This is a genomic window from Vicinamibacterales bacterium (genome assembly GCA_036504215.1).
In the GTDB taxonomy this organism is placed as follows: domain Bacteria; phylum Acidobacteriota; class Vicinamibacteria; order Vicinamibacterales; family Fen-181; genus FEN-299.
The window spans coordinates 1-22353 of sequence record DASXVO010000069.1; the positions used below are offsets into that span (position 1 = coordinate 1).

General features: G+C 66.2%; 16 protein-coding genes. 1 reads left to right on the top strand and 15 read right to left on the bottom strand.

Annotated elements, in window-relative coordinates:
* The 6 genes from VGK32_18990 to VGK32_19015 all read right to left on the bottom strand — a co-directional run.
* Nucleotides 1–3915, bottom strand: a 3915-nt coding sequence (locus tag VGK32_18990) for a multicopper oxidase domain-containing protein (GenBank protein HEY3383854.1), incomplete at its 3' end; no start/stop codon positions are given.
* A gap of 174 nt (nucleotides 3916–4089) precedes the next feature.
* Nucleotides 4090–6063, bottom strand: a complete 1974-nt coding sequence (locus tag VGK32_18995; GenBank protein ID HEY3383855.1) for a nucleoside-diphosphate sugar epimerase/dehydratase — start codon at nucleotides 6061–6063, stop codon at nucleotides 4090–4092.
* A gap of 112 nt (nucleotides 6064–6175) precedes the next feature.
* Nucleotides 6176–8617 (bottom strand): polysaccharide biosynthesis tyrosine autokinase, encoded by a 2442-nt coding sequence (locus VGK32_19000; GenBank protein ID HEY3383856.1) that lies wholly within the window; start codon nucleotides 8615–8617, stop codon nucleotides 6176–6178.
* Nucleotides 8618–8752: 135 nt separating this feature from the next.
* The gene (locus VGK32_19005) at nucleotides 8753–9658 is read right to left on the bottom strand and encodes a polysaccharide biosynthesis/export family protein (GenBank protein ID HEY3383857.1); all 906 of its coding nucleotides are present in this window, start codon (nucleotides 9656–9658) and stop codon (nucleotides 8753–8755) included.
* Between the two features lie 4 nt (nucleotides 9659–9662).
* Nucleotides 9663–10925: an outer membrane beta-barrel protein gene (locus tag VGK32_19010; GenBank protein HEY3383858.1), complete on the bottom strand. Its 1263-nt coding sequence runs from the start codon at nucleotides 10923–10925 to the stop codon at nucleotides 9663–9665.
* Between the two features lie 37 nt (nucleotides 10926–10962).
* Complete coding sequence (locus tag VGK32_19015) at nucleotides 10963–11943, bottom strand: sigma 54-interacting transcriptional regulator (GenBank protein ID HEY3383859.1); 981 nt, start codon at nucleotides 11941–11943, stop codon at nucleotides 10963–10965.
* A 529-nt stretch (nucleotides 11944–12472) separates the two neighbouring features.
* Here VGK32_19015 and VGK32_19020 point away from each other — a divergent pair.
* On the top strand, nucleotides 12473–12754 hold the full coding sequence (locus VGK32_19020) for a hypothetical protein (GenBank protein ID HEY3383860.1): 282 nt from the start codon (nucleotides 12473–12475) through the stop codon (nucleotides 12752–12754).
* 73 nt (nucleotides 12755–12827) lie between these two features.
* Here the strand turns inward: VGK32_19020 and VGK32_19025 are convergent, their stop codons facing one another.
* From VGK32_19025 to VGK32_19065, 9 genes are all read right to left on the bottom strand, one after another.
* Entirely contained in the window at nucleotides 12828–14234 is a 1407-nt protein-coding gene (locus VGK32_19025) for an O-antigen ligase family protein (protein ID HEY3383861.1), read from the bottom strand.
* Nucleotides 14235–14260: 26 nt separating this feature from the next.
* Nucleotides 14261–14926, bottom strand: a complete 666-nt coding sequence (locus VGK32_19030; protein HEY3383862.1) for a response regulator transcription factor — start codon at nucleotides 14924–14926, stop codon at nucleotides 14261–14263.
* A gap of 75 nt (nucleotides 14927–15001) precedes the next feature.
* Nucleotides 15002–15751: a response regulator transcription factor gene (locus tag VGK32_19035; protein ID HEY3383863.1), complete on the bottom strand. Its 750-nt coding sequence runs from the start codon at nucleotides 15749–15751 to the stop codon at nucleotides 15002–15004.
* A 104-nt stretch (nucleotides 15752–15855) separates the two neighbouring features.
* Nucleotides 15856–17673 (bottom strand): histidine kinase, encoded by a 1818-nt coding sequence (locus VGK32_19040; GenBank protein ID HEY3383864.1) that lies wholly within the window; start codon nucleotides 17671–17673, stop codon nucleotides 15856–15858.
* Between the two features lie 4 nt (nucleotides 17674–17677).
* A complete protein-coding gene (locus VGK32_19045; GenBank protein ID HEY3383865.1) occupies nucleotides 17678–18304 on the bottom strand; it encodes a hypothetical protein in 627 nt (208 codons plus the stop codon).
* A 140-nt stretch (nucleotides 18305–18444) separates the two neighbouring features.
* The gene (locus VGK32_19050; GenBank protein HEY3383866.1) at nucleotides 18445–19419 is read right to left on the bottom strand and encodes a sigma 54-interacting transcriptional regulator; all 975 of its coding nucleotides are present in this window, start codon (nucleotides 19417–19419) and stop codon (nucleotides 18445–18447) included.
* A gap of 74 nt (nucleotides 19420–19493) precedes the next feature.
* A complete protein-coding gene (dusB, locus tag VGK32_19055) occupies nucleotides 19494–20609 on the bottom strand; it encodes a tRNA dihydrouridine synthase DusB (GenBank protein HEY3383867.1) in 1116 nt (371 codons plus the stop codon).
* Nucleotides 20610–20678: 69 nt separating this feature from the next.
* A complete protein-coding gene (locus tag VGK32_19060; GenBank protein ID HEY3383868.1) occupies nucleotides 20679–21248 on the bottom strand; it encodes a UpxY family transcription antiterminator in 570 nt (189 codons plus the stop codon).
* A gap of 5 nt (nucleotides 21249–21253) precedes the next feature.
* Nucleotides 21254–22315: a peptidylprolyl isomerase gene (locus VGK32_19065; protein ID HEY3383869.1), complete on the bottom strand. Its 1062-nt coding sequence runs from the start codon at nucleotides 22313–22315 to the stop codon at nucleotides 21254–21256.
* Nucleotides 22316–22353: the final 38 nt, after the last annotated feature.

The window sequence follows — 22353 nt, forward strand, 5'->3', positions numbered from 1 at the left end:
GGCCGAGCCGCTGTTTCTCGCCCATACCTGGATCAGGTATGTGCCGGCGACGGTCGGCGTCCAAGAAGCCATGCTGCTCGACGTGCTGTAGCCTTGTGCCAACGTCCACCCCGCTCCTGGGACGTTGATCCAGAATTCGTAACTGATCGGAGCCACGCCTGCTGTAGTTGTTGCTGTCCACGTGATCGGAGTTCCCACGGCAACCGGGAACGTCTGGTTCGCCGTCAGGCTCTGCACCACGAGCGGCCCCGCCGTCGACACTTGGTTCGACGCTGTCGTGGAATTCCCCGCCGCGTTGTACGACCACACCCGGTATATGGAAGGTCCTGGCACCGCCGTGTCGGTGAAGGTCGTGGCGTTCGCGAGCGCGGTGCCGATCTGTGTCCATGTCGGCGTCGGGGCGGTCTGGGGGTTGGGACCGCGCTCGATCTTGAACCCGATCTCGTTCCCTGAATTCCCCAGTGACGTGGCTGCCGGCGTCGGGTCGCGCCAGTTCAGGATGAACTGCGTGAATCCGGGACCACCCAACGCCCCCGTCAACTGGAACGGCGCCGGCGGCGTGGTCGCCGTGTAGCTGAACGACATCGGCCGCATCATGTCGTTCTCTTCGTGGCCGAGGATGTGGCAGTGCCACACGTACTCCCACCCGAAGTTGGTCAGCGCGTTTACGACAGGGATCGCGTTGCCGTTTGCCGGGTTGGTGACCGAGAGGGTCGCACCAACCGGTTGCGTCGGATCGAGCGGACGGTTGCTGTTCGGAATGCCGAACGGCAGCGCCATCGACAGCGGCCGAAGTGCCACCACCACGTCCTCGAGCGGGTTCATCCGAACGGTGTCCTTCCACCCCAGCTCGTTCGCGTTGGTCGGCCGGATCATGCCGTCCCAGCCAACCCGATTGATCACCTGCACGTTGAACAGGTGGAAGTGAATGGCGTGCGTGTCCACCCCGTTGTGCGTGATCTTCCAGATCTGCTGCTGCCCGTCGACCAGGCTCTCCGTCACCGGGTCGACGAACCCGAGCGGAATGGTGGTCTGGGTGTTGAACCGGGTGAATGGGAGTTCGACGCCGAGCGTCGCGTTCATCCGTCCGTAATCCAGTGTGAACAGCTCCTGAATCGCCTTCGGCTCCATGTAGAACGACGTCGGAGGAGTCAGCGGCGGCGACGAGATTGGCGTGTAGGTCAGGTAGTTGTCCGAGATGCGCGCCTTCGTGTCGGTGAGCGGCTTCCCAACGGCGGCCGAGTAGGCGGATTCCGGAACGATCGGCTGCGGCTGCGTGAAGTTGAACGCTACCGGCATCGCGGCGGTGAGGTCCGCCAGGCTCACGGTGGTCGGGCCCACTGGCGCCGCGCCGACCTCGAACCTCATGATGGTGCGGGTGTTCGGCCCGTAGCCGGGCAGCGTCGTGGGCGCGCCGCCCGTCGTCGTCTGATCCGGATCGCCCGTGTAGTAGTCGAGCCGGCTGTCGAACGCGGGCACCGGCGCCGGCGCGTCGTTGTAGAGAATCAGCTGCGAGCCGGCCGGAATGCCCGAGAAGTTCACGAGGACGTCGGCACGCTCCGCCGGCCCGAGCAGCAGGCCGTGGTAGTTGATGTTCAGCACGACGATGTTGCGGCGGTTGAGCTCGTAGCTGGCCGGCATGCTGGGAATCACCACCGGCGAGGGCAGGATCCCGCCCTCGGTCCCGATCTGGATGATCGGGGGCCCGGCCGTCGACGGGTCGGGGACGCCGCCGTCACGGCCGTCGGTCGGCCAGATGTCCGGCCAGCACTTCGTGCTGCCGTTCAGCGGAAGCCCCGTCCCGCCGAGGGGCGCCCCGGTGCCGGCGAACTGCGGAACCGGCAGGCCTTCGGCGCTCGGCGGGATCGTGCTGACCGTGCACGGCGGAACGAGTGCGGTCGCCGCCGGCTTGAAAGCCGGCACCAGCGACACCTCGGTGTTGATTGAGGCAACGGCCGTGGCGGTGGCCGCACCAACGCCGGCGGGCGGAGGGGCGATCGTCACGGTGGGCGGCGCCGTCCAGGGCGTCGTCCCCTGGGTGACCGTGATGCCGGCGATCCTGCCGTTCGCGCCCACGGCTGCCACGGCTGTTGCGCCAGCCCCGCCGGCGCCACCGATGATGGTGACGGCGGGAGGCAGCGCGGGCGGCGGCGCGTAGCCGGCGCCTGGACTCGTCAGACCGACGCTCAACGGCTGGACGTAGTAGAGACCGAGGTTGAGGTGACGGTCGTTGGTGGCGTTGAGGATCTGGAACCGATACGCCTGCGCCGCCACGGGCATCGTCGGATACGCGGTGCCGTTCACGACGGGCGTATCCATGAAGGACTCGGGCGTGCCCGACGGGTTCGGCGTGCCCGGGCACGTGAGCGTGGTACCCGGCGCAAGCGTTCCGGCCGGATACCCGACCGACGTGCAGGCATACGGCTGCGCGCCCGGCACGAAGGTGGCTGGATTCTGAACCGGCCAGAACCAGGGACCGTAGTCCCAGCGGCCGAACGCGTTCGCTCCGTAGATGTCCGCGGGGTTCTGGTTCGGGATGTACACGTGCGGGAACCAGAGGTTGCCAAGACCGGGAGGTCCGACCTGGTCGCCGCTGGCGTAGCCCGTGAAAACCGTGTTCCAGGTGGGATCCTCGGCCGCCAGCTGCGTGGGCGGCGGCACGAACGTCTTGTCCTGGATCACCAGCGGCACGCCCCAGTGATACGCGCCGCCAAGGTCCGGGATGACCTTCTTGAGCGCAGGGTTGACGCCGGTGGTGTTGGTACCGTTGATGAGGTCGTTCTGCACCGGGTCGGTCAGCAGATACCCCGCCGCCTCACCGGCGTACACGTTGAGGCGCGTCAGGCCGTAGGCGTGGTCGTGGTAGAACATCAACCGCGCGCTCTGCTGGTTGCTGTAGTAGAAGGTCAACGAGCCGTCCGCAGCCGGCGCCATGTCGGGCACATCGGTTGCCGACGCGCCCTTTTTGAGGGTCGCCGTCTCGCCGACGGGCACCGTCCACTGGTGCGGCGTGCCGTCGCTGATCCAGGGCGTATTGCCCCCGTGCAGGTGGATCACGGCGCGGTTCTGCGTGTAGTTGGTGCCGTCGGGCCCCATGCCCGCGCCCATGTACGTGGTGTCGGTCGGGATGAAGAGGTCTCCGCCGGTGCCGGTGGGCAGGTTGTTCGTGAACTTGATGCGGACCGGCCGGTTCGCCGCGGCGAGGATGACCGGACCGAGATAGTGGACCGGCTTCGGCGCGATGGTGTTGTTGGCCGGCGTGGGATTCACGACGGCCGGGTCGGTGCCGTTGTTGGTCTGCACGTAGCCGCGGAGCAGCGTGCCGCCGACCGGCAGGTCGCCGTGCATCCTCTCTCGATACTGAACCAGGGAGATCTCGTAGTAGTCCGAGCCCGGGTAGCTGACCGTATCGGCAACGGCAATCGGGATGAACTGGCCGAGATCGTTGGCGTTGCAGGCCGCCGGGGACGCGCAGCCGGGCAGGCCGAGGCCGGGCAAGGTGTTGATGAACTTACGGATGCCACCCGTGACGGCTCCCGTCGTCAGGTTGATGGCCGGCAGGGGGCTGTTGGCGTAGTTCGCGACGCCGAAATAGTCGGCGTTCTGCAGGCCGTTCGGCGGACCGCCCGCGGCGGTGATCGGCGGCGGGGCGGCTTCGCCAAGCCCGCCCTTCCTGGTAGTCGCTGCGACAGCAGCCCTGGCAGCGGCGGCACGCGCGGCGGCGGCTTCGCGCTGCTTGTTGGTGGTGCCCCTCATCACGCCGGGCGGCGGCTGAAGATCGTTGACGGGCGCGGGCGGCTGGGCTTGCCCGCTTCCCTGCGTCGGCATCTGCGCGCCAACCTGGACGATGCCACACGCGAGAACCAGGGCCACCAGCGCCAGACGCAGCAGCCAGTTCATCGAACGATTTCTCATATGCTCTCCTCGGTGCCGCGGCACAACTTCGCCAGGGAACGACTCAGCTGGAATTACTAGCGGACCTACTTTAGTGTGCTGAGGAGAAGGGCTCAATGGGAGGTTGGTACCAGACCGAGTACTAAGACGGGGGTACCGGGGTACCAGGGGCTCGTGGCTCTGGGCCCCGCAGGATTACACGGGCACTGGTCGGTTCTGATCGGCTGCAATGTCTTGATAGATGGTCGCTTCGACTCCAGGCGTGCGATAGGTGGGGACCACTTCCCGCAGTTTCGCGAGGACTCCGCAATCGTCGCCGCGCCTTGCAAGCCGGACAAGGTCAAGGACTCGCTGCTCGAGTGCCGGAACGTCAGAAACCGAGCGGCGGCGAATTCGGATCACCTTTTCGACGCCTGAGGGCTCGCTATCTTCAACGTCGCCCAGTAGTTCCTCGTACAACTTCTCGCCCGGCCGGAGGCCTGTGAAGACGATGGGAATGTCTTCGTTCGGGATGAAGCCCGACAGGCGGATGAGGTTGCGGGCGACGTCCACCACCTTGATCTGCTCGCCCATGTCGAGGACCAGCACCTCGCCGGCCTCGCCAACAGTCGCCGCGTGGAGGACGAGGACGACCGCCTCTGGAATCAACATGAAGAAGCGGCGGATGTCGGGATGCGTGACGGTGACCGGCCCGCCCGACTTGATCTGCTCGACGAAGCGGGGGATGACGCTGCCGTTGCTGCCAAGGACGTTGCCGAAGCGGACGACGCCGAACCGTGTGCCGTTGGCGTCGGAACCGGTCGCGAGCCCCTGGACGATCAGCTCGCACACGCGCTTGGTGGCCCCCATGACGCTCGTGGGGTTCACCGCCTTGTCGGTGGAGATCATCACGAAGCGGGAAACGCCGTAGCGAACGGCTGCGCGGGCGAGCACCCACGTTCCGCCGACATTGTTCTTCACGGCCTCGCAGGGGCTCGCCTCCATCAGCGGAACGTGCTTGTGGGCGGCGGCGTGGAAGACGATGTCGGGGCGGTGGCGGGCGAAGACGTCGTTGACGCGACGGCGATCGGTCATGTCGCCGATGACGGCGTGGATCGTGGGCACGGGCGGGACGCCCGTGCCACTCCCATTCTGGGGGCCCATGCTGCTCCGCAAGCGGTCGCGGAGGTCGTTCTCTATGGCGAACAGGCTGTTCTCGTAGCGCTCGAAGAGCACGAGCTTTCGCGGCCCGAACCCCATGATCTGACGGCACAACTCGGATCCAATGGAGCCACCGGCACCGGTGACAAGGACGGACTTGCCACCAATGAGATCCCGAATGGGCGTGGCGTCGAGGCCGACAGGCGCCCTTGGAAGCAGGTCTTCGATGGCCAGTTCGCGGATTTGGCTGACGGACACGCGGCCATCGAGCACGTCGCGCAGGTTCGGCAGCGTCTTGATCGGGAGGTTGTACGGCTCCAGGACCTTGACGATCGTCCTGATGGTTGCGGGGTCTGCCGCCGGCATGGCAATCAGCACATCGTCTGGCTTCTCGCGCTCGATGATGCCCGGGACGTCGGCGCGGGTTCCCAGAACCGACACGCCGTGGATCCGCTGGCCCACCTTGCGGCGGTCGTCGTCGATGAAGCCGATCGGCTCGCCGTGATAGAAGCCGCGGCGCTTCATGTCGCGGACGATCATCTCGCCCGCGTCACCGGCCCCGAACACGAGAACGCGCCGGCCGTGCTCGGACCTGTTCAGCTCGCGCACCAACCGCCGGATGGAACGGACCCCCACCAGGAAGCCGATGAGCAGGACGGCATCGATGATGTAGACAGAGCGGGGGTAGACGTTGGCGCCGAACACCAGGCGGATGACGACGAAGAACAGTAACGAGCTCGTCGCGACGGCGCCGACGATGTTGCGGGCGTCGCGGATGCTGGTGTAGCGCCAGAGCCCCTCGTAGAGGCGAAACGGGATGAACGTCACGGCGCGGATCAACACCAGCGCCGGCAGAAGATGGCGAGCCTGGGCGGCAAGATCGGGCGGCACCACGCCGTCGAACCGCAGCCACAACGCCAGATAGTAGGAGGCGACGACCATTGCCAAATGGATGGCAATGACGATCAGCCGCCGGTACTCCATGAACATCTGGAGCACGCGGGACGCGACGTTGGGCTGGGGCTTCATGGGTGCGGTGTACAACTGCCAGCCGACTTGCTACGACTCCTTCGAATGGTAGTACTGGCCATGATCTCGGCGGCCCCTCGACTCGCTTCGCTCGCTCAGGGTCGCCGCGATTCTAGGACTCTTTTGAATGGTAGTACTGACCGTAATCGCGGCGATAGTAGTGCGAGTAGTAGTAGGAGTGGCGCTCGACGTCCACCTTGTTCAGGACGCCGCCCAGGAATCTCGCCTTGGCGGCCTCGAGTTGCTCGAGGGCGGCGGAGGCGGTGTACTTGCTGGTCTGCTCGCAGGCAATCACGAAGAGGACGCCGCTCGCGGTGTGGCCGACAACCGACGCGTCGGTGACGGCCATGACGGGCGGGGTGTCCACGATCACCCAGTCGAAGTGTTCCTGGAGCGTCGTGAGGAAGTCGCGGAACCGGTGCGAGCCGAGAAGTTCCGCGGGGTTCGGCGGCGTGACGCCGGCCACGAGCAGCCACAGGTTCTGGACGGGCGTCTTCCGGACGGCCTCGCTGGCCTTCGCGTTGCCGACGAGCACGTTCGACAAACCGGGCGCCTGCGTCTCCTTGAAAATCGTGTGGACCTTCGGCTTCCGCATGTCGGCATCCACCAGGATCACGCGCTGACCGGCCTGGGCGAGTGCCACGGCCAGGTTTCCCGCAATCATGGTCTTGCCTTCGCCTGGCCCCGTGCTGGTGACCACGATTGAACGGCCGCCTTCATCGGCAGAGGAGAACAGGACGTTTGTGCGGATGTTCCGGAACGCTTCCGAGAACGAGGTCGGGGCCCCGGTGTGGATCAGAACGTCCTTGCTGTCCTTGTCGCTCAACCGCGGGACCAGGCCAAGGAAGGGCAACCCGAGGTAGTTCTTGATTTCGTCGGGGTTCTTGACCCGGTTGTCGATGTACTCGAAGAAGAACGCCAGGCCGGCGGCGCACAGGCCGCCGCCGAAGACCGCGAGCAGCAGGTTCAGCGTCTTGTTGGGGCGGGTTGGGCGCGCGGGCACTTCCGCGGCGTCAACCACGCGGATGTTGCTGGTCTTGAGCTCCGCCGACACGCCCGTCTCCTTCGCGCGCTGGAGCAGGCTGTCGAACATCTGGCGGTTCGTGTTGGCGTCGCGCTGGAGGACGCCGTAGTCGATGCCCTTGCGGCTGAGCGCCATCGCCTCGCTCTTCTGCCGCTCGAGCGCCGCCACGAGGCGCTGCTCCTGCGACTGCGCGGCGAGGTATTCGTTCTTCATCGACGCGACAACCTTGCCGATCTCGCCCTGCAGCTTGGCGTCGGTCTGCTCGATGGCCGACTTGACCCTGATCATCTCAGGGTGCTTCTCGCCGTACTTCTCGCCGAGCGAGGCCTGCTGGCGCTGGAGTTCGGCCAACTGCCCCTTCATCTGCTGGATGAACGTGTTCGAGAGGATCGCCGGGAAGGTATCGATGGCGGCACGGTCGTGCTGGATCGACTGGATCTGGTTGTAGAGCGCCTCTTTCTGCAGCCGCTCGGTGCGGGCCTTCGTCACGGCAGCGTTCAACTCCGCCAGCGTCTGGACGACGATGTTCTGCTTGTCCTCGAGCGAGACGGCATCGGTCTGCTCCTTGTAGCGCTGGAGTGCCTGCTCGCTCGACTCCACCTGCTTGCGCTGCTCGCCGAGGCGCTGGCCGAGCCAGTCGGACGCCTCCTTCGACGAGAGGAAGCGGTATTCGAGATTCTGCTCGATGTAGCTGCGCGCCATGGCGTTGGCCGCACGGGCTGCCAGTTGCGCGTCGGTCGATTCGAACGTCACATCGACCAGTCGGCTGTTGCGAATCGGCGAGACGGTGATGTGCTTGAGGAACGCCTCGATCACCCGCGACTGCCCCGGCGTTTCGTCGGACGCCACGATCGGCACGTTGGCGGTGGCTACGTTGGCCGGCTTCGGGCCGCCGCCCGGTGTGGAGTCGGCCTGCGGGCCCGCTTCCTTCTTCTCTGGTCCGCCCAAGCCCACGCTCGTGAGGAGGCTGGACCCCACCGCGCCCTTGTCCTTGCCGGCGAAGTCCGGATGGTTCCAGAGGCCAACGGCCTCGATCGTCCGCTTCGCCAGCGCACGGCTCTGCAGGATCTTGTACTGCGTCTGGTAGTAGTCGGTGCTGGACTTGTCCTGCTCGATGACCTCCTTGAACGAGATCACGTTTGGATTCTCTGGCTCGATCAGGAGTTGCACGTGCGCAGAATAGATGGGCGTCTGTGTGAAGGTATAGACGACGACCGACACGACGACGACGAGGAACGCGGTGATGGCGGCGAATCGGCGCTTGTAGAGGACGCGGACGTAGTCCAGGAGGTGGACTTCGGTGGCCGGAAGGAGGTTGCTGTCGCCGTAGCCGCCTCGACCCTGGTCGGGGCCGGCGGGATAGGATTCGGCGGCGGCGTGCACTCCGCCCTGGCCGGCCGCGCCGTTGCCCCCCCCGCCTCGGCGCTTGCCGGAGGGACCGCTCGCGCTCAGGGGATCGCCGGATCCCAGGTTGCCATCGAGAGCGGGATTGAAGCCGGGCTCAGTTGTATTGCCGCGCTGCTCTGCCATGAATAGAACCTTTGGTTAGTACTTCGACTCGCAACCCCGGTCACGCTCGGTTGTCGGCGCATGTGGCCGGTTGTGCTCGCTCAGCACGAAGTCCTGAGTGCACGAAAACGTCGCCGTATGTGTGCACGGAAGGACTTAGAAGAAGCGCTCGGGGACGATCACCGTGTCGCCTGGGAGAACGGAGTCGCCGAGGTCCACCTTGATCTCGGTCTTCTTGCCCTTGACGAGGCGCACGATCTTGATTCGAGACGTGGAGCCGCGGTCGGTCACGCCGCCGGCCAGCGAGAGCGCCTGGAGGACGGTGGTGTCTTTCGTCTGAAGCGCGTAGGCGCCAGGATTCTTCACCTGGCCGAAGACGTAGATCGTCTCGGCGCGGGGCACGAAGATGGTGTCGCCGTCCTTGAGCGCGACGTTCTTGGCCATCGCGCCACTCTGCAGGTCCTTCAAATCCACCCGCACGGTGTTCTTGTCGTTCGCCTGGCCGGGCATCACGGGGCCGTTCGGCGATTTCCCGTCGGTCGGGTGGACGATAATCGCCTCGGTTCCCGCGGTGGGCGTCGTCGAGCCGGCGCGCGAGAGCGCCTCGATGAGCGACATGTCGCCGGTCAGGGTGTACGTGCCGGGCGACCTCACCTCGCCGACGATGAACACGCGCTGGCTCTTGTAGGTGTCCACAGCCACCGTCAATTGCGGATTCTTGAAGTAGCCGTCGGACAGTCGCTTCTTGAGTTCGTTCTCCACCTGGCGCAACGTGAGGCCACCCACCTGCAGGCGGCCGATCAAGGGAAAGGTGAAGCTGCCGTCGGTCTCCACCGTGAACTTGCCGGACAGATCCGCCTGGTCCCAGACGGTAATGCTGAGGACGTCCTGTGGGCCGACGACGTAGTCGGCCTGCTGGGACGCGGGCGGAGCTGCCGATTGCTGCGCCGCGGCGAGCGTAGCCACGAATACCAGGATTGCGGCGAGAACGGCTGCCGGCGGCCCGCCATGAGCGAGCGCGGCGAGTCGAAGGACGCGGGCGAAGAATGAGTTCGTCTTCATCTGGCTAGAATCCGTAGACAACCGACGTGCCGACGCGGAGGCCTTCGTAGGCCCGGATTTGAAAGTCGGAGCGGCGCGTGTAGTAGTCGGCGTTCAGGCGGAGGCGCACGTTGGGGCCGAGGCGGTAGCCGACGCCGCCGCCGTAGAAGCGAACAACGTCGGTGCGCCCCGTGGTGGTACCCACGCCACCACCCGAGATGAGCCCGGGGCTGCATGGAGTCGTCGATCCGCAGGTGGCGCGCTGATAGTCCAGGTACTGGATCCCCGCCCGGGCCTGCACGTCCCACGGCCCGGCCACCTGCTGCGTGATGGTGCCGGTGACGCCGGTCAGCAGGTAGTAGGGCTCTTGGTTCTCAAAGGAATAGGCCACATCCCTGTCCGCGGTGACGGCGAAGCGCGTCGCCCCCATCAGCGTGTACCCCAGATTGACGGCGGCCACGACACCCGCATAGTCGGGCATGCCCGGCGTGAGCATCTTCAGGTTCCGAAAGCCGACGCGCGCGGAGCCGTTGATGAGGGCGAACTTCCCGAACTCGACGCCCGGCATAATCCGAAAGCCGTTGCTGTCGCGGCCCGACGCGTACTCGAATCGCTCGCGCACGCTCTCGGCGTCGAGGACGACGGTGGTGAGCGGCGTCAGGGCGTACCGGAGCCTCGCCGTGGCCACGTTCGTTCGACGATTGAGCTGGTAGGCGAGGAACGTGTCGCTGAACTGCTCCCCCTGGGCGTAGACCGTCTTCGCGGTCCGGTAGGCCAGGCCACATGTCGTCTTCCTCGAGAACGGCACATCGACGCCGCCTAAGATCCCGGTTTCGGACCGGCGCACGCGCTGGTCGACCTCGTAGCCCGGGCGGTCGCGGATGTTCAGGTAGGAGAAGCCGGCGTACGGTCGGAAGTGCGTCAACGGAAGCTCGAGCCTGGCGTTGTCGTCGGTGTTGAACCCGCGCTCGGTCGTGTACTTGGCGAAATAGACATACCCGACGCTGGCGTGGATGGACAGGCGGCCCTTGCCGAGGCGCAGCCAGGCGTCGGCAGCCGGCGTCGCGGTGAACGTAAAATCGCCTTGGGGATCGTTCCACGAGTTGAAGACGTTCGTGTCGAAACCCAGATTGTTGAGCGCGATCGACGGGGTTGCGGCAAACGGGCCGATGCGCAAGCGTGCGGTCGCGAACGGGTCTGTGGCGGCGTCCTGGGCGACAACACGGACGGCCGTTCCACACAGAAGGACGAGGGCGAGGAGGATGAGGCGAAGGGCTTTGTCAGTCAAGGGTCGAAAGTCCAGAGTCGAGGGTCCAGTACCTTACCTATGCATGCCGTGGCAGCGGCAGGCGGAGGGTGCGCATCTTGCGATAGAGGTTCGGGCGCTGGATGCCGAGGGCGCGGGCGGCTTCGCCGATCCGGCCGCGATGGCGCTCGAGCACCGCGACGATGTAGTCGCGCTCGAAGCGTTCCTTCGCCTGGCGAAGCGTTCCGGCCGCAACGAATGTCCGAGCCGAGTCGTCGAGATGGACCGACCCGAGCAGATCCTCCAGGCGCAGGAATGTCCCCGGCAGCACCGCCGCGAGGCTGTGGATGAGCGCCTGCATCTCGCGCACGTTGCCGCGCCACGGGAGGGCGGAGAGCAGGGCCATCGCCGGCGGGTCAATCTCCTTCGGTTCGAGGTGGCTTGCCGCGCAGGCTTCTTCCAGGAACGCCGTCGCGAGCAGCGGGATGTCCTCCCGGCGGTTGCGGAGCGGCGGGAGGTCGATGCGGCTGGCCGAGCATCGCTTGCACAGGTCCGCGCGGATTCGGCCCTCTGCCACCGCGGTTTTCCAATCCGGTTCGGATGAAGCAATCAGCCGCACGCGGAGCGGCAAGGTGCGCTTGCCTTCCTGGATCGTCACCTCGCCGTCGCGCAGGATGCGGGCCAACCGAGCCTGCACGCGCGTGGGCATCTCGGGCAGGTGCGCGAGAAAGAGCGTGCCGCCGACAGCGCCGCAGAGGACGCTCGTCGTGCTGATTCGGTCGAGTCCCTGGCGGTGATCGGGGCCGCCATTCGAGGGCGTCGTCGACGCTCCGAAGAGCGTCGCCTCCAGTTCTTCGACCTCGGCGCAATCGACGGCAACAAAAGGCGCGTCAGGCCCGGGCGACAGGTGGTGCAGCTCGCGCGCGACCATGCGGCGACCGGTGCCGGCTTCCCCGCACAACAGCACGCCGGTCTGGACCGCGGCCGCTTTGTTGACTCCGACGATGACCGCCTGCATCGCAGGCGAGTGAGCGACGATGGTCGGACGCGTCGTCGTCACTGCAGATTCCGATTCACCGGTGGTTGGATGAGGCACAGCAGATCTCGGCGTACAGCTTCGCCCCGTGACTCACAACGGATTCTTTTTGAAAGCCTCCGTCGAATGAGCCCTGGAGCCCCGGCAGGCACCGACGAACGAGTTGTGGCGAGATCGGACGAGAAGTTGCGGACTGAACGGGTGTTATTCTCTACATCGAGGGGGATGTGTCAAGGGAAATACGATTTCGTCAAGATTGATACACCCGCAAAGATGACCGGGTTCATTCACTTCGCCGGGTTGCCGGCCTGTCCGCACCGGTACCAAGGTACTGCGGGGACAGTACCTCCGGGCCATTGGTCTCACCTGCCACGGTTGGCACACTGGGGCTGCGTTCGCCGATCTCATCGTCCTCCCGTCCGTTGGAACGCCGAGCGTGTCGCCGCCCATGACCATCAGCCAGACTCGACCGCGCGCGCGGCGCTACAGGGTGGAAGCGGCAGTCCGCTTCACGGCCGCCGGAGTTGCGTGGCAAGACGGCTGGATGCTGGAGATGAGTCGTTCCGGCGCACTCTGGGAAACGAGCGGTGCGCTTCCGTCTCCCGGCGACCGCGTGGAGTTCATCGTCCACCTTCCCGTGTTCGGCGCGGCGGGCAACACCCACATCCGCTGCACTGGACACGTCATCCGCACGGATTCCCCCGGCAGGGTCATCGCGTCGATCGAGGAGTACGAGTTCGCGAAGAGCGGATCACCGGACAGGTATCAGGGATCGGGGGGCGGGGATCGGGGGGCGGAGGGATCACGCTCGGATCCGGATCACGACGAGGAATGATTCGGAGGCCGCAGAGGCCGCTCGGGCTGTGCCCCGAGGGTTTGCCGCTTTGCCGCCTAGTCGCCTTGTTGTCTCAGACATTCCCCGACCGCGGTACCCGGTGGATCGCGATGCCGGCCACGACGGCAAAGAGCGCCGCGATGCCGGGGATCTGCAGGCTGAACTCCACGATCTCCTGGAAGGCGATCGCGACGAGGCCTGTGGTGGCGCCGACGCGCAGCCAGTACGTGGTCGGGTCGTCGTTCCCTTCGGCGAAGCGCCGCGTGATTTCGCGGGCGAGCAGGAGAATCGCCAGGAGGGCTGGAAGCGCGAGGAGCAGGCCGCCCTCAGCCAGGATCTGCACGTAGTCGTTGTGCGCCTCGACGAAGTGACCGGTGTCGCGCCCGAACGTCTGGAAGACGAGCGTGGCGGTGCCGTAGGTGTTCAACCCGGTGCCGAACCACGGGAAGTTCAGGAAGACGTTCCAGGCGTCCTTCCACGCCGCGACGCGCTGGGCGAAGTCGTTGCCGGACGCCAGCGCGAAGCGCTCGAGGATCCGGTCGATGCCCACCCACCCGAGGCTGAGCGCCGCGACCAGGGCGATGTAGACGAGCAGTACTTTGCGGCGCGATCCGGTCGTCTGGTGGCGCATGACGAACCAGGCGGAGATGGCGAGCGCGAGGACGAAGCAGGACGTCCCCGAGCGCGAGAGCGTGAGGACGAGCGACACGCCCATCACGATCACGGCCAGGCCGACGAGAACGACCTGGCTGGCACCGGACGAGGAGAACCAGAGAACACGGTCGCGGAGCGTGGGTTTGACGCCGCGCATGGCACGGCTGACCAGCCCGAAGAAATAGCCGATCGACACGGGCAGCGCCAGCAGCATCCAGCCGGCGAAGTGGTTGCGGTTGACGAACGGTCCGAACGGATACGCCTGGAAGATCGGCTTCCAGAAGCCGTAGATCTTCTCGGTCGGGCTCGGGTCGCGACCGTAGAGCCCGGATTGGACAATCCCGGCGAGCGCGAGCAGGAGACCGAGCAGCACGAGTCCGCCCGCCAGCACACCCAGCGACCTTCGGCCCAGTCCGCGCGCCGTACCCACCAGCAACAGCCCGAGTGACCCGAGCGCTGCGATCCCCAGCCACGTGCCTGGCGGATCGATCGACATGGGGTGCCGGTACCCGCTCGCGGCTGCGTTCACATAGGCGATGTTGAACGTGCGCAGGAAGGCGTCGGTGGCCGGGCTGATGCGGACGATCGTCCCCGGTGAGAGCGGGATCGTCTGAACGAGCGCCGCGGCGAGGATGACGACGAGACCCGCAACGACCGACCACTCAATCGGCCGCCGATATCGTGCGCCCGGCGCGACGAGGCCGAGGGCGCCAATTCCCGCGCACGCCCAGAACAGCGGTGTATAGCACCAGTCGTAGACCGCGCCAAAGGCGAACGCTCCCCAAGCCAAGGCGGCCAGGAGGAGGACGGAGAAGAAGGGTGGCACGGGGAGATTCTAGTCGAAGACTCTCGTCAGTCGCGCTGTCCGAGCCTGTGGTGAGAGGCGTAGAGGGCGAGTTCCAGGCGGTTCGAGACGCCGAGCTTGTCGAAGACGTGGGACAGATGGTTCTTGACGGTCTGCGGGCTGAGGTTGAACTGCTGGCCGATGTCCTTGTTCGTCGCGCCCTCGACCACGGCGGCCACGATCTGCAGTTCGCGCGCCGTCAGCGTGGCGGCCGGGCGTGGTGGGGTCGGCTCGGTGGTCTCGCGGAGCGATTCCAAGATCCGCCCGAACTCCTGGTGACCCACCCAATATTCGCCCGCGATGACGCTCCGAATACACTTGTAGAGCACCTCGATCGCCGCGTGCTTCAGCAGGACGCCTCGCGCCCCGAGCTGCACAGCGCGCACGATCTCGGCGCTGTCGATCTCCGCCGTCAGGATGACGATGCGCGCGTCGAGCGCATGGTCGGCGAGATCGCGCAGCACGTCGATACCGCTCGCGCGGGGCATGGCGAGATCGAGCAACAGGATGTCTGGCCGGAGCTCGACCGTCACGCGCACCGCCTCCACGCCGTCGCCACACATCCCCACGACCTCGAACCCCGGCTCCGACTCGAGCAGGCGCTGCAGCCCCTCGCGAAAGATGGCGTGGTCGTCCGCAATGACGATGCGGATGGGGGGGGTGGAATTGGACATGGGGAGTTTCAGAATAGCACGCAGGCGGGAGATCTGCGGACAGGGGATGCCGCTGCCGGTTCGCGGTCGCAGTCGTCAGCGCTGTTTTCGGAAACGGACAACGTTGCCGGCATCCTCGACGGGCTCCGTCTTCGGCCGGGCGGGCTTTTCGACAGCGGGCTTCGGGGGCGGCGCGAGTTGCGCGGCGGTGATGTTCTCCAGGAGGCGGTGGTGCCTGGTGTGGAGCACCAGCTCGAGGCGGCTGTCCACGCCCAGCTTGTCGAACACGCGCGAAAGGTGGTTCTTGATCGTCTGCCGGCTCAGGCCGAGCTGGTCCCCAATCTGTTTGTTGGTCGCGCCCTCGACGACGGCGGCGACAATCTGCAGTTCTCGGAGCGTCAGTCCGGCGGCAGTCCCCGGCAGCGGCTCTGGCCGCGGGCCGTCGCGCAGCGTCTCCACGATCTGCGCGAATTGGTCCGGGGCCACCCAGAACTCGCCCGCCATCACCGCGCGGATGCAGGCATAGAGCTGATCGATCGCCGCGTTCTTGATCAGCACGCCGCGCGCACCGAGTTGCATGACGCGCACCACGTCCTCGCGTTCGACGTCGGCGGTGAGCACGACCACACGCACATCGAGTTGCCGATCACGCAGTGCCATCAGCGTGTCGACCCCGCTCAACACGGGCATCGACAGGTCGAGCAACAGGAGATCCGGCTTCAACTCCTCGACCAGGCGCAAGGCCTCCGCTCCGTCACCGCACAGGCCGATGACGGCAAATCCAGGGTCGATTTCAAGCAGGCGCTGAAGCCCCTCGCGAAAGATCGCGTGGTCGTCGGCGATCACGATCCTTGTCGGACTGGACGGAACGGACATTATGAGTCGATGATCCTGGTCAGTCGATGATGCTCGTCAGTCGAGATTGCCACTGGCCGGCTGCCGTCTCGTGGTCAGCGGGCCAGCGTGATCTCGAGCCTTGCGCCGCGGCCGAGGCGCGAGTCTATCGTCAGCTGGCCGCCTATCGAGCGCACGCGTTCCTTGATGATCACCGGTCCCCGCCGCTCGCTGGCAAGCTCTTTCAGCGACAACCGCCCCTCGAAGTCGAACCCTGTCCCGTCGTCTTCGACGTCGAGGCACCAGCCGTCTGGCGTCTGCGCGAAGCGCACGACGACGTTCTTTGCGCCACTGTGTTTGCGGACGTTCGCCAGCGACTCCTGCACGATGGCCGCAAGCTGCCGGCACACCCGCGGCGGCAGCGCCACCTCGTTCAGGTCGCAGAGGAACCGCGCGCGGATGCCGGTCCGCACCTGGAACCGCTCCACCGTATCCGCCACGTGCTCGACGAAGTTCGTCGGGTCCACGTCATCGAGCTTCAACATCTGCATCAGATCGCGGACGTTCAAGACTTCCTGCGCGAGCGCGCCCTGCAGCACGCCCAGCCGCTCGTGCACGTCCGGCGAGAGGCCCGCTCCGGGTTGACGCCGCAACACCTCGAGCTCCATCTCCACCCCGATGAGCGACTGGATCACGCCGTCGTGCAACGCGCGAGAGATGGTCGTTCGCTCGACCGCGCCGCTGCGCGACTCGAGCCGGCGCTGCAGGTAGAGGTTGAAGACCGCCGGAGCGACCTGACGCACGACGACTTGCAGGAATCGCAGGTGATTCCGACGGCTGCCCCCCATCTCGGAATCGAAGATGATGAGCCGTCCTCTCCATCCATCGCCTCGGACGTGCGGCAGGGCGTACACGGTGGTCCAGTCGGGCGGCACGTCACACAGCGCCGCGACGGTGCAGCCGCGGCTGGTCGCGCATGGCCGGCGGATGCGCGTTCCGTTGACGTCGAGAGCGAGCGGGTTGAGGGCGTGAACGCCGCACTCGTGACGAGTCCGCAGGCTCCTCCGAAGGAACAGCGCGTCGACCTCGGGAGGCACGTCGAGCGAGTACTGCGAGGCGGCGCCGCTCGCTTCGCGCGTCAAGCGAATCTGCGCTTCCTGCCCGGGCTGCTGCTGCACGTGCCACAAGTACACGCGGCCGGTCCCGTCTTCTTCGAGCGCGAGAACGCCGCGCGGCGCGGCCAACGTCGTCAGCAGGTCCGAGAGCACGGCCCTGACGCTGGCCACCAGCCCCTTCTCGCCGGTGACGCGGCTCATGATGCGCGCGACGGCAACCGATCGCAGGCGCTGCCGCTGCTCTTCCCCCGCGAGGAATCCTATCAGCAGTGCGCCGACGCCGATATAGACCCCGCGGATCAGCGACTCGTGCACGAGCGGATGCGGTCCGACGCCCCACCAAAGGTGCAGTCCCCATGCCGCGAGTGCGGTCACCAGGGCGAACGCGCCGGTGAGAATCGTGGCTGGGAACCCCCAGCGATAGCCGGCCGACAGCAGGGTATAGAGGAAGAGCGACACGAACGGGCTGTTCGCACCGCCCGTTGTCGCTGTGACGACGACGATCAACGCAAGATCGACGAGATGAAGGGCGAGGCCGCCACGGACGATGGCGAATGGGGCCAGGTGCGCGGTGACCAGCACCGCGACGCTGAAGACCACGAATGCGGACAGTACGAGCGTCGGCAACTCGCCGAATTGGCCGAGTCCACCCGGGTGCAGTTCGACGGCAATCAAGCCGACCACTACGAAGGTCAGGCGTGCGGCGGCCAGGATCTTCGCGACGAATATCGCGTGTTGCGGGTCGATCTGGTAGACGCCGTCCGCACGGCGGCCGACGAGCCATCGCGGCGCGCGGAGGAACCGGAAGTGCGGGGACATCCTCCTACTGCCTGGCTGGCGAGAAGCGGCCCGTCCCTGCCGGGTCCACCTCCACGCGCACGCTGCCGTCGGCCAGGTAGGTCAGGCGACGGTCTGGGGTGCCACGGCGCGTGCTGTCGAACGCGACGGTCGCGAGCGCGCCGCTGGCGTAGGTCTCCCACTTGTCGATCTTGCCGTCGCCCGCGCTCGATTCCTCGGCTCGCATCAGCACGCCGGCCTGGTAGTACTCGGTACGGGTGATCTTCCCGTCACGGCTGCCAGAAATCTCCATCTTCGCCAGTTTGCCGTCCGCTCCGGCGTACGCCCACGCATCCGGCTTCCCGTCGTCCGGGCGCGAGATGCCGACCTTCTCGAGCTGCGAGTTCAGACCGTAGTACTCCCACCGGTCCACCTTGCCGTCACCGTTCCGATCGATTTCGATGCGGACGATGCGCGAACCGTCCATGTAGCTCCAGGTATCGATCTTCCCGGTCTTCTTCGAGTCGAACGTCAGCATCGTCAGCTTGCCGGTCTGCTTGTCGTAGACCGCCTTCACCTGTCCCGCGGCCGGCTGGTCGGTCTTCCTGGTGCACGCGGCGGCGCCCACGGTGAGAATCAACGCGGCGACGAGGAGCATGGAGAATCGATGCATGCTGGACCTCAGCGGTGGTGGCAATTCCGTTGGTGACGGTCGGCGGCCTGCGGCAAGTGGTCGCGACTTCAGGACGCCGGTTGCAGGTATTGTCCACGCGGGGGGGGCGGTGTCAAGGGCTTCGGGAGAGGCGCGTCGTCCTACTGAGGCTTCAGCGCCTTCGATCTGATGCCCAAGTTTCGCATCTTCCGATAGAGGTTCGGCCGCTGAACGCCCAGCGCCTCTGCGGCATCCGCAATTCGGCCGCGGTGAGATTCGATGGCGGTGCTGATGTAGTCCCGCTCGAAGTGGCGGGTCGCCTCGCGAAGCGTGCCGACGGTCTGGAAGTTCTCGACGGCGCCATCGAGGTGGACAGCGTTCAGGACGTCCTCGACGGAAATCGTTTGTGTGGGCACGCGCTCCGCCAGCATTTGGGCGAGTGCCAGAAGTTCTGCCACGTTGCCGTGCCATGGCAACGCGGTCAGTAGCGCCACGGCCTCGGGATCGAAGACCTTCGGGCCAGTCTCCTGGCGGCGGCACTCGTCGTTGAGAAACGAGGCGGCGAGTTCCGGGATGTCTTCCCGGCGCTTCCGGAGGGGGGGGACCTCGATGCGGATGCCGGCCAACCGCTGCCACAGGTCGGCGCGAATCACCGCATCTCCGGCAGACGCGGACACCCACGCCGCGGCGGACGCCATCGGGCGAAGGCCGATGCGGTGGTCGTCGAACAGGCGCGCCAGGCGCCACTGGGACTGCGCGGGAAGGGTCTCGATCTGCGCGAAGAACAACGTGCCGCTCTGGCAGGCGGCCGGACGTTCGTCGATCAGGGCCACGAGGCGGTCGACACAACCGGCAGTGCAGTCCAGACGCTGGAAAGGAGCCGACAGGCCGGCCCAACGCCGATGGACTTCGCGAGCCAGGAGTTGACGCCCGGTGCCGCGCTCGCCACAGATGAGCACACCTCCAGGTTGCGCAGCCGCCACCTCGACGCTCTCGAGAACGGCACGCATGGACGATGAGTGGGCGACAATTCGGCGAAGGTGGGTGGAATTCGGCGGAGCCGGTTCAACCATGCGCCGGAGTGTAGGAAAAGATACACTCCCCGTCGAGCGCCAAGTTGCGCCAAACCGCGCCATCGGTGGCCAGGTCGTGTCGTGTCGCTAGATTGCGTGCACCTGTGGCGGGTGGTGTTGAGAACCGCGACAGCCGGTCACACCCCAAAGAAGTCCCTGATCTGTTTCCGCAACTCGGGCAGCGAGTCGGTGTGGTTGACGAGCTGTCGGAGGTGGGAGCCGTTGTCGAGGCCGCGGGTGAACCAGGCGGATAGCGCGCGGACCTTGTTGATCACCCACCGGTCGTGACCCCGGTCAGGCCCGCCCGCCCCCTGGACGCCGATCGACACAGAGTGCCCAGATATCGCGGAGGCGCCTTCCGTCATCGAATGGCCCTCTGTGGCTTGCGGTCGTTGCGTGGATCTCCTCGACCCGGCCGCCTCGTGGCGGAAGTCGGCGGGTTCGTTGACACGTTCGGTCAGGAGCAGGTCGATGTACTCGAGCAGGAAGCGGCCGCGCTCGGCCAGGGAGGTTTCCGGGACAGCGCGGCCCGCGGCGAGCGCCGCGGCCTGGGCGAAGATCCACGGGTTGCGTAGCACCCCGCGGCCGACGAGGATGCCGGCGACTCCGGACTCCTCGAGGCGACGGAGCAAATCGTGCGGCTCGGTGCAGTCGCCGTTGCCGAAGACGGGAATGGAGACGGCCCTGGCAACTCGCGCGATCAGGTCCCAGTCTGCACGGCCGCCGTAGGACTGCGCGGCGGTCCGCCCGTGCACCGAAATCGCGGCGGCGCCGGCCTTCTCCACGAGTCTGGCCAACTCCGGCGCGTTCACCTCGCGGTCGTTCCAGCCGGCCCGCATCTTCACGGTGACCGGTATCGACACGGCACGCGTCATCGCCTGGACGATCGCGGCCGCACGGTCCGGTTCGCGCATCAGGCGGCAGCCGGCGTTCCCCTTGGCCACCTTCGGCACGGGGCAGCCCATGTTGACATCCACCGCGTCGGCGCCAATCCCTTCGAGGATCAGGGCGGCGCGCGCCATCTTCTCCGGATCGCCGCCGAAGAGCTGAACGGCGACCGGCCGCTCCTCTTCGGTGAACTCCACGTATTGCAGGGTGCGGTCGAGGCCGCGCACCAATCCTTCCGAACTGACCATCTCCGTCACAACCAGACCGCACCCGCCCTGACGCTTCACCAAGCGGCGAAAGGCCGTATCGGTCATCCCGGCCATGGGGGCAAGGGCGAAGGGAGTGGACAGAGGAAGAAGGGACATGGCGGTCGGTGATACTCGTCAGTCGGTGATGCTCGTCAGTCGGTGATGCCGACTGACCAGCCTGTCCGCCTACATCTTCCTGATGTCGGCAGCATCAACCGTCACCACCACGGCCCGGCTGATCAGGTACACAGACAGAACGAGCCGGGCGCGCGGACCTTTCTTCACGAGGTGCCCTTTCACCCCCGTCAGCGGCCCGTGCACGACTTCGACGGGATCGCCTTCCTGGATGAACGGGCACGGATCGTACTGCAGGCCGCTCGTCACCAGGCGGCGGATGCTGCTCACTTCCGAGTCGGGAATTGGCGCCAGCTTGCCGTCGAACGAGACAATCGTGGCGACGCCGGTGCACGTGAGGATCTTCAGCGCGTCGTGCGACTCGAAGCGCGCGAAGCAATACCCGGGAAACAGCGGCCAGTCGATCTGCTTGCTGCGATCCTTCCAGCGGCTCCAGCGCATGACGGTCGGCAGGAAGACCTCGATGTCCTTGCTCGCCAGTTGGTCGTGCACCGCCTTCTCGGCGCGCGACCGCGTCCACACGGCGTACCAGGGTTCGGCCGACGTGCTCGGACTGTCTGGCCCCGAGCGCTCGGTCGGAACGCTCGGCTTCTGCTGCGCCGGTTCGTAGGCTCCTGGCATCACCCTCAGCCTTTCGCCGGAACCGTCAACTCCTCGCCCACCCTCTTGTCGTACAGCTTCTTCAGGTCGGCGTTCTTCCAGTCGATGATCGCCTGGGCGCGCAGCTTCTGCAGGAACTTCTGGAACTCGGCCGCGCGTTTGGTGTTCGCCACCTTGTCCGCAATCTGGTCGCGCGCCTGGTCGAACGCAAGCACGGCGGCCGCATTCAGCGTCTCGATCTTGAAGATCTGATAGCCGCCCGCGGTGCGCAGCACGGGCGTGACGTCGCCCTGCTTCATGGTATCGAACACCTTGCGCAGTTCCGGCGCCAGGTCGTCCTTGCTGATCGGCCCGATGAGACCCCCGTTGGCCTTCGAGGCAGCGTCGGATGCCTCTCCGACCACCTTCTCGAAATTCTCGCCGCCGGCGACGCGTCCCCTGATTGTCTCGGCCTTCGTCTTCGCCGCCTCGTCCTCCGCGACGTTCATCCCCTTTGCGCTCTTCGGCACGGACACCAGGATTTCGCGCAGCATCATCGTCGCGGGCGACGTGAAGTCCGACTTGTGGCCGTCGAAGTACTTGTGGGCCTCTTCCTCGCTGACGGAAATGCGACCGAGCACCTCGGCCTGCTGCACCTGGGTGATGACCGCCGACTTCTCGATGGACCGCCGCAGGTCGGCCAGCGTCAGATTCTCGGCCTTGAGGGCTCCCTCGAACTGCTCCTCGGTCTCGATCTTGTTCTCTTTCTTGATGTTGTCCACGATCTGCTTGAAGCGATCGTCGGTGAGCTTGTAGCCGAGGTCCTTGCCGCGCTGCAGCAGCAACATCTCGTCGATCGTCTCGACGATGATCTGCGGCGTCATCTCGGCGATGGCCTTCTTCAAATCGGCGTCGGACATGTTGGCCTGATTGCCACGCTGCCGCAGCGCCGCCACCTGCCGGGTCTCGAGGTCGGACTTGGTGATGATGTCGCCGTTCACCTTGACGAGCACCTGCTCGATGATCTCGGCGCGGACGGTCACGAGGCCGACTGTCGCGAGTGCCACGACGAACACGAGCGGGCGAACGAGGCGAGTTGTACTGAACATGCTCTGCTTTCTGCTCATTGTCACGTTGCCGCCGACGC

Coding starts and splice junctions, on each gene's coding strand:
- dusB (HEY3383867.1), bottom strand. CDS start 20,609: ATGTCCCTTCTTCCTCTGTCCACTCCCTTCGCCCTTGCCCCCATGGCC.
- VGK32_19050 (HEY3383866.1), bottom strand. CDS start 19,419: ATGGCGCGGTTTGGCGCAACTTGGCGCTCGACGGGGAGTGTATCTTTT.
- VGK32_19060 (HEY3383868.1), bottom strand. CDS start 21,248: ATGCCAGGAGCCTACGAACCGGCGCAGCAGAAGCCGAGCGTTCCGACC.
- VGK32_19040 (HEY3383864.1), bottom strand. CDS start 17,673: ATGTCCCCGCACTTCCGGTTCCTCCGCGCGCCGCGATGGCTCGTCGGC.
- VGK32_19065 (HEY3383869.1), bottom strand. CDS start 22,315: ATGTTCAGTACAACTCGCCTCGTTCGCCCGCTCGTGTTCGTCGTGGCA.
- VGK32_19000 (HEY3383856.1), bottom strand. CDS start 8,617: ATGGCAGAGCAGCGCGGCAATACAACTGAGCCCGGCTTCAATCCCGCT.
- VGK32_19020 (HEY3383860.1), top strand. CDS start 12,473: ATGAGTCGTTCCGGCGCACTCTGGGAAACGAGCGGTGCGCTTCCGTCT.
- VGK32_19045 (HEY3383865.1), bottom strand. CDS start 18,304: ATGCATCGATTCTCCATGCTCCTCGTCGCCGCGTTGATTCTCACCGTG.
- VGK32_18995 (HEY3383855.1), bottom strand. CDS start 6,063: ATGAAGCCCCAGCCCAACGTCGCGTCCCGCGTGCTCCAGATGTTCATG.
- VGK32_19030 (HEY3383862.1), bottom strand. CDS start 14,926: ATGTCCAATTCCACCCCCCCCATCCGCATCGTCATTGCGGACGACCAC.
- VGK32_19005 (HEY3383857.1), bottom strand. CDS start 9,658: ATGAAGACGAACTCATTCTTCGCCCGCGTCCTTCGACTCGCCGCGCTC.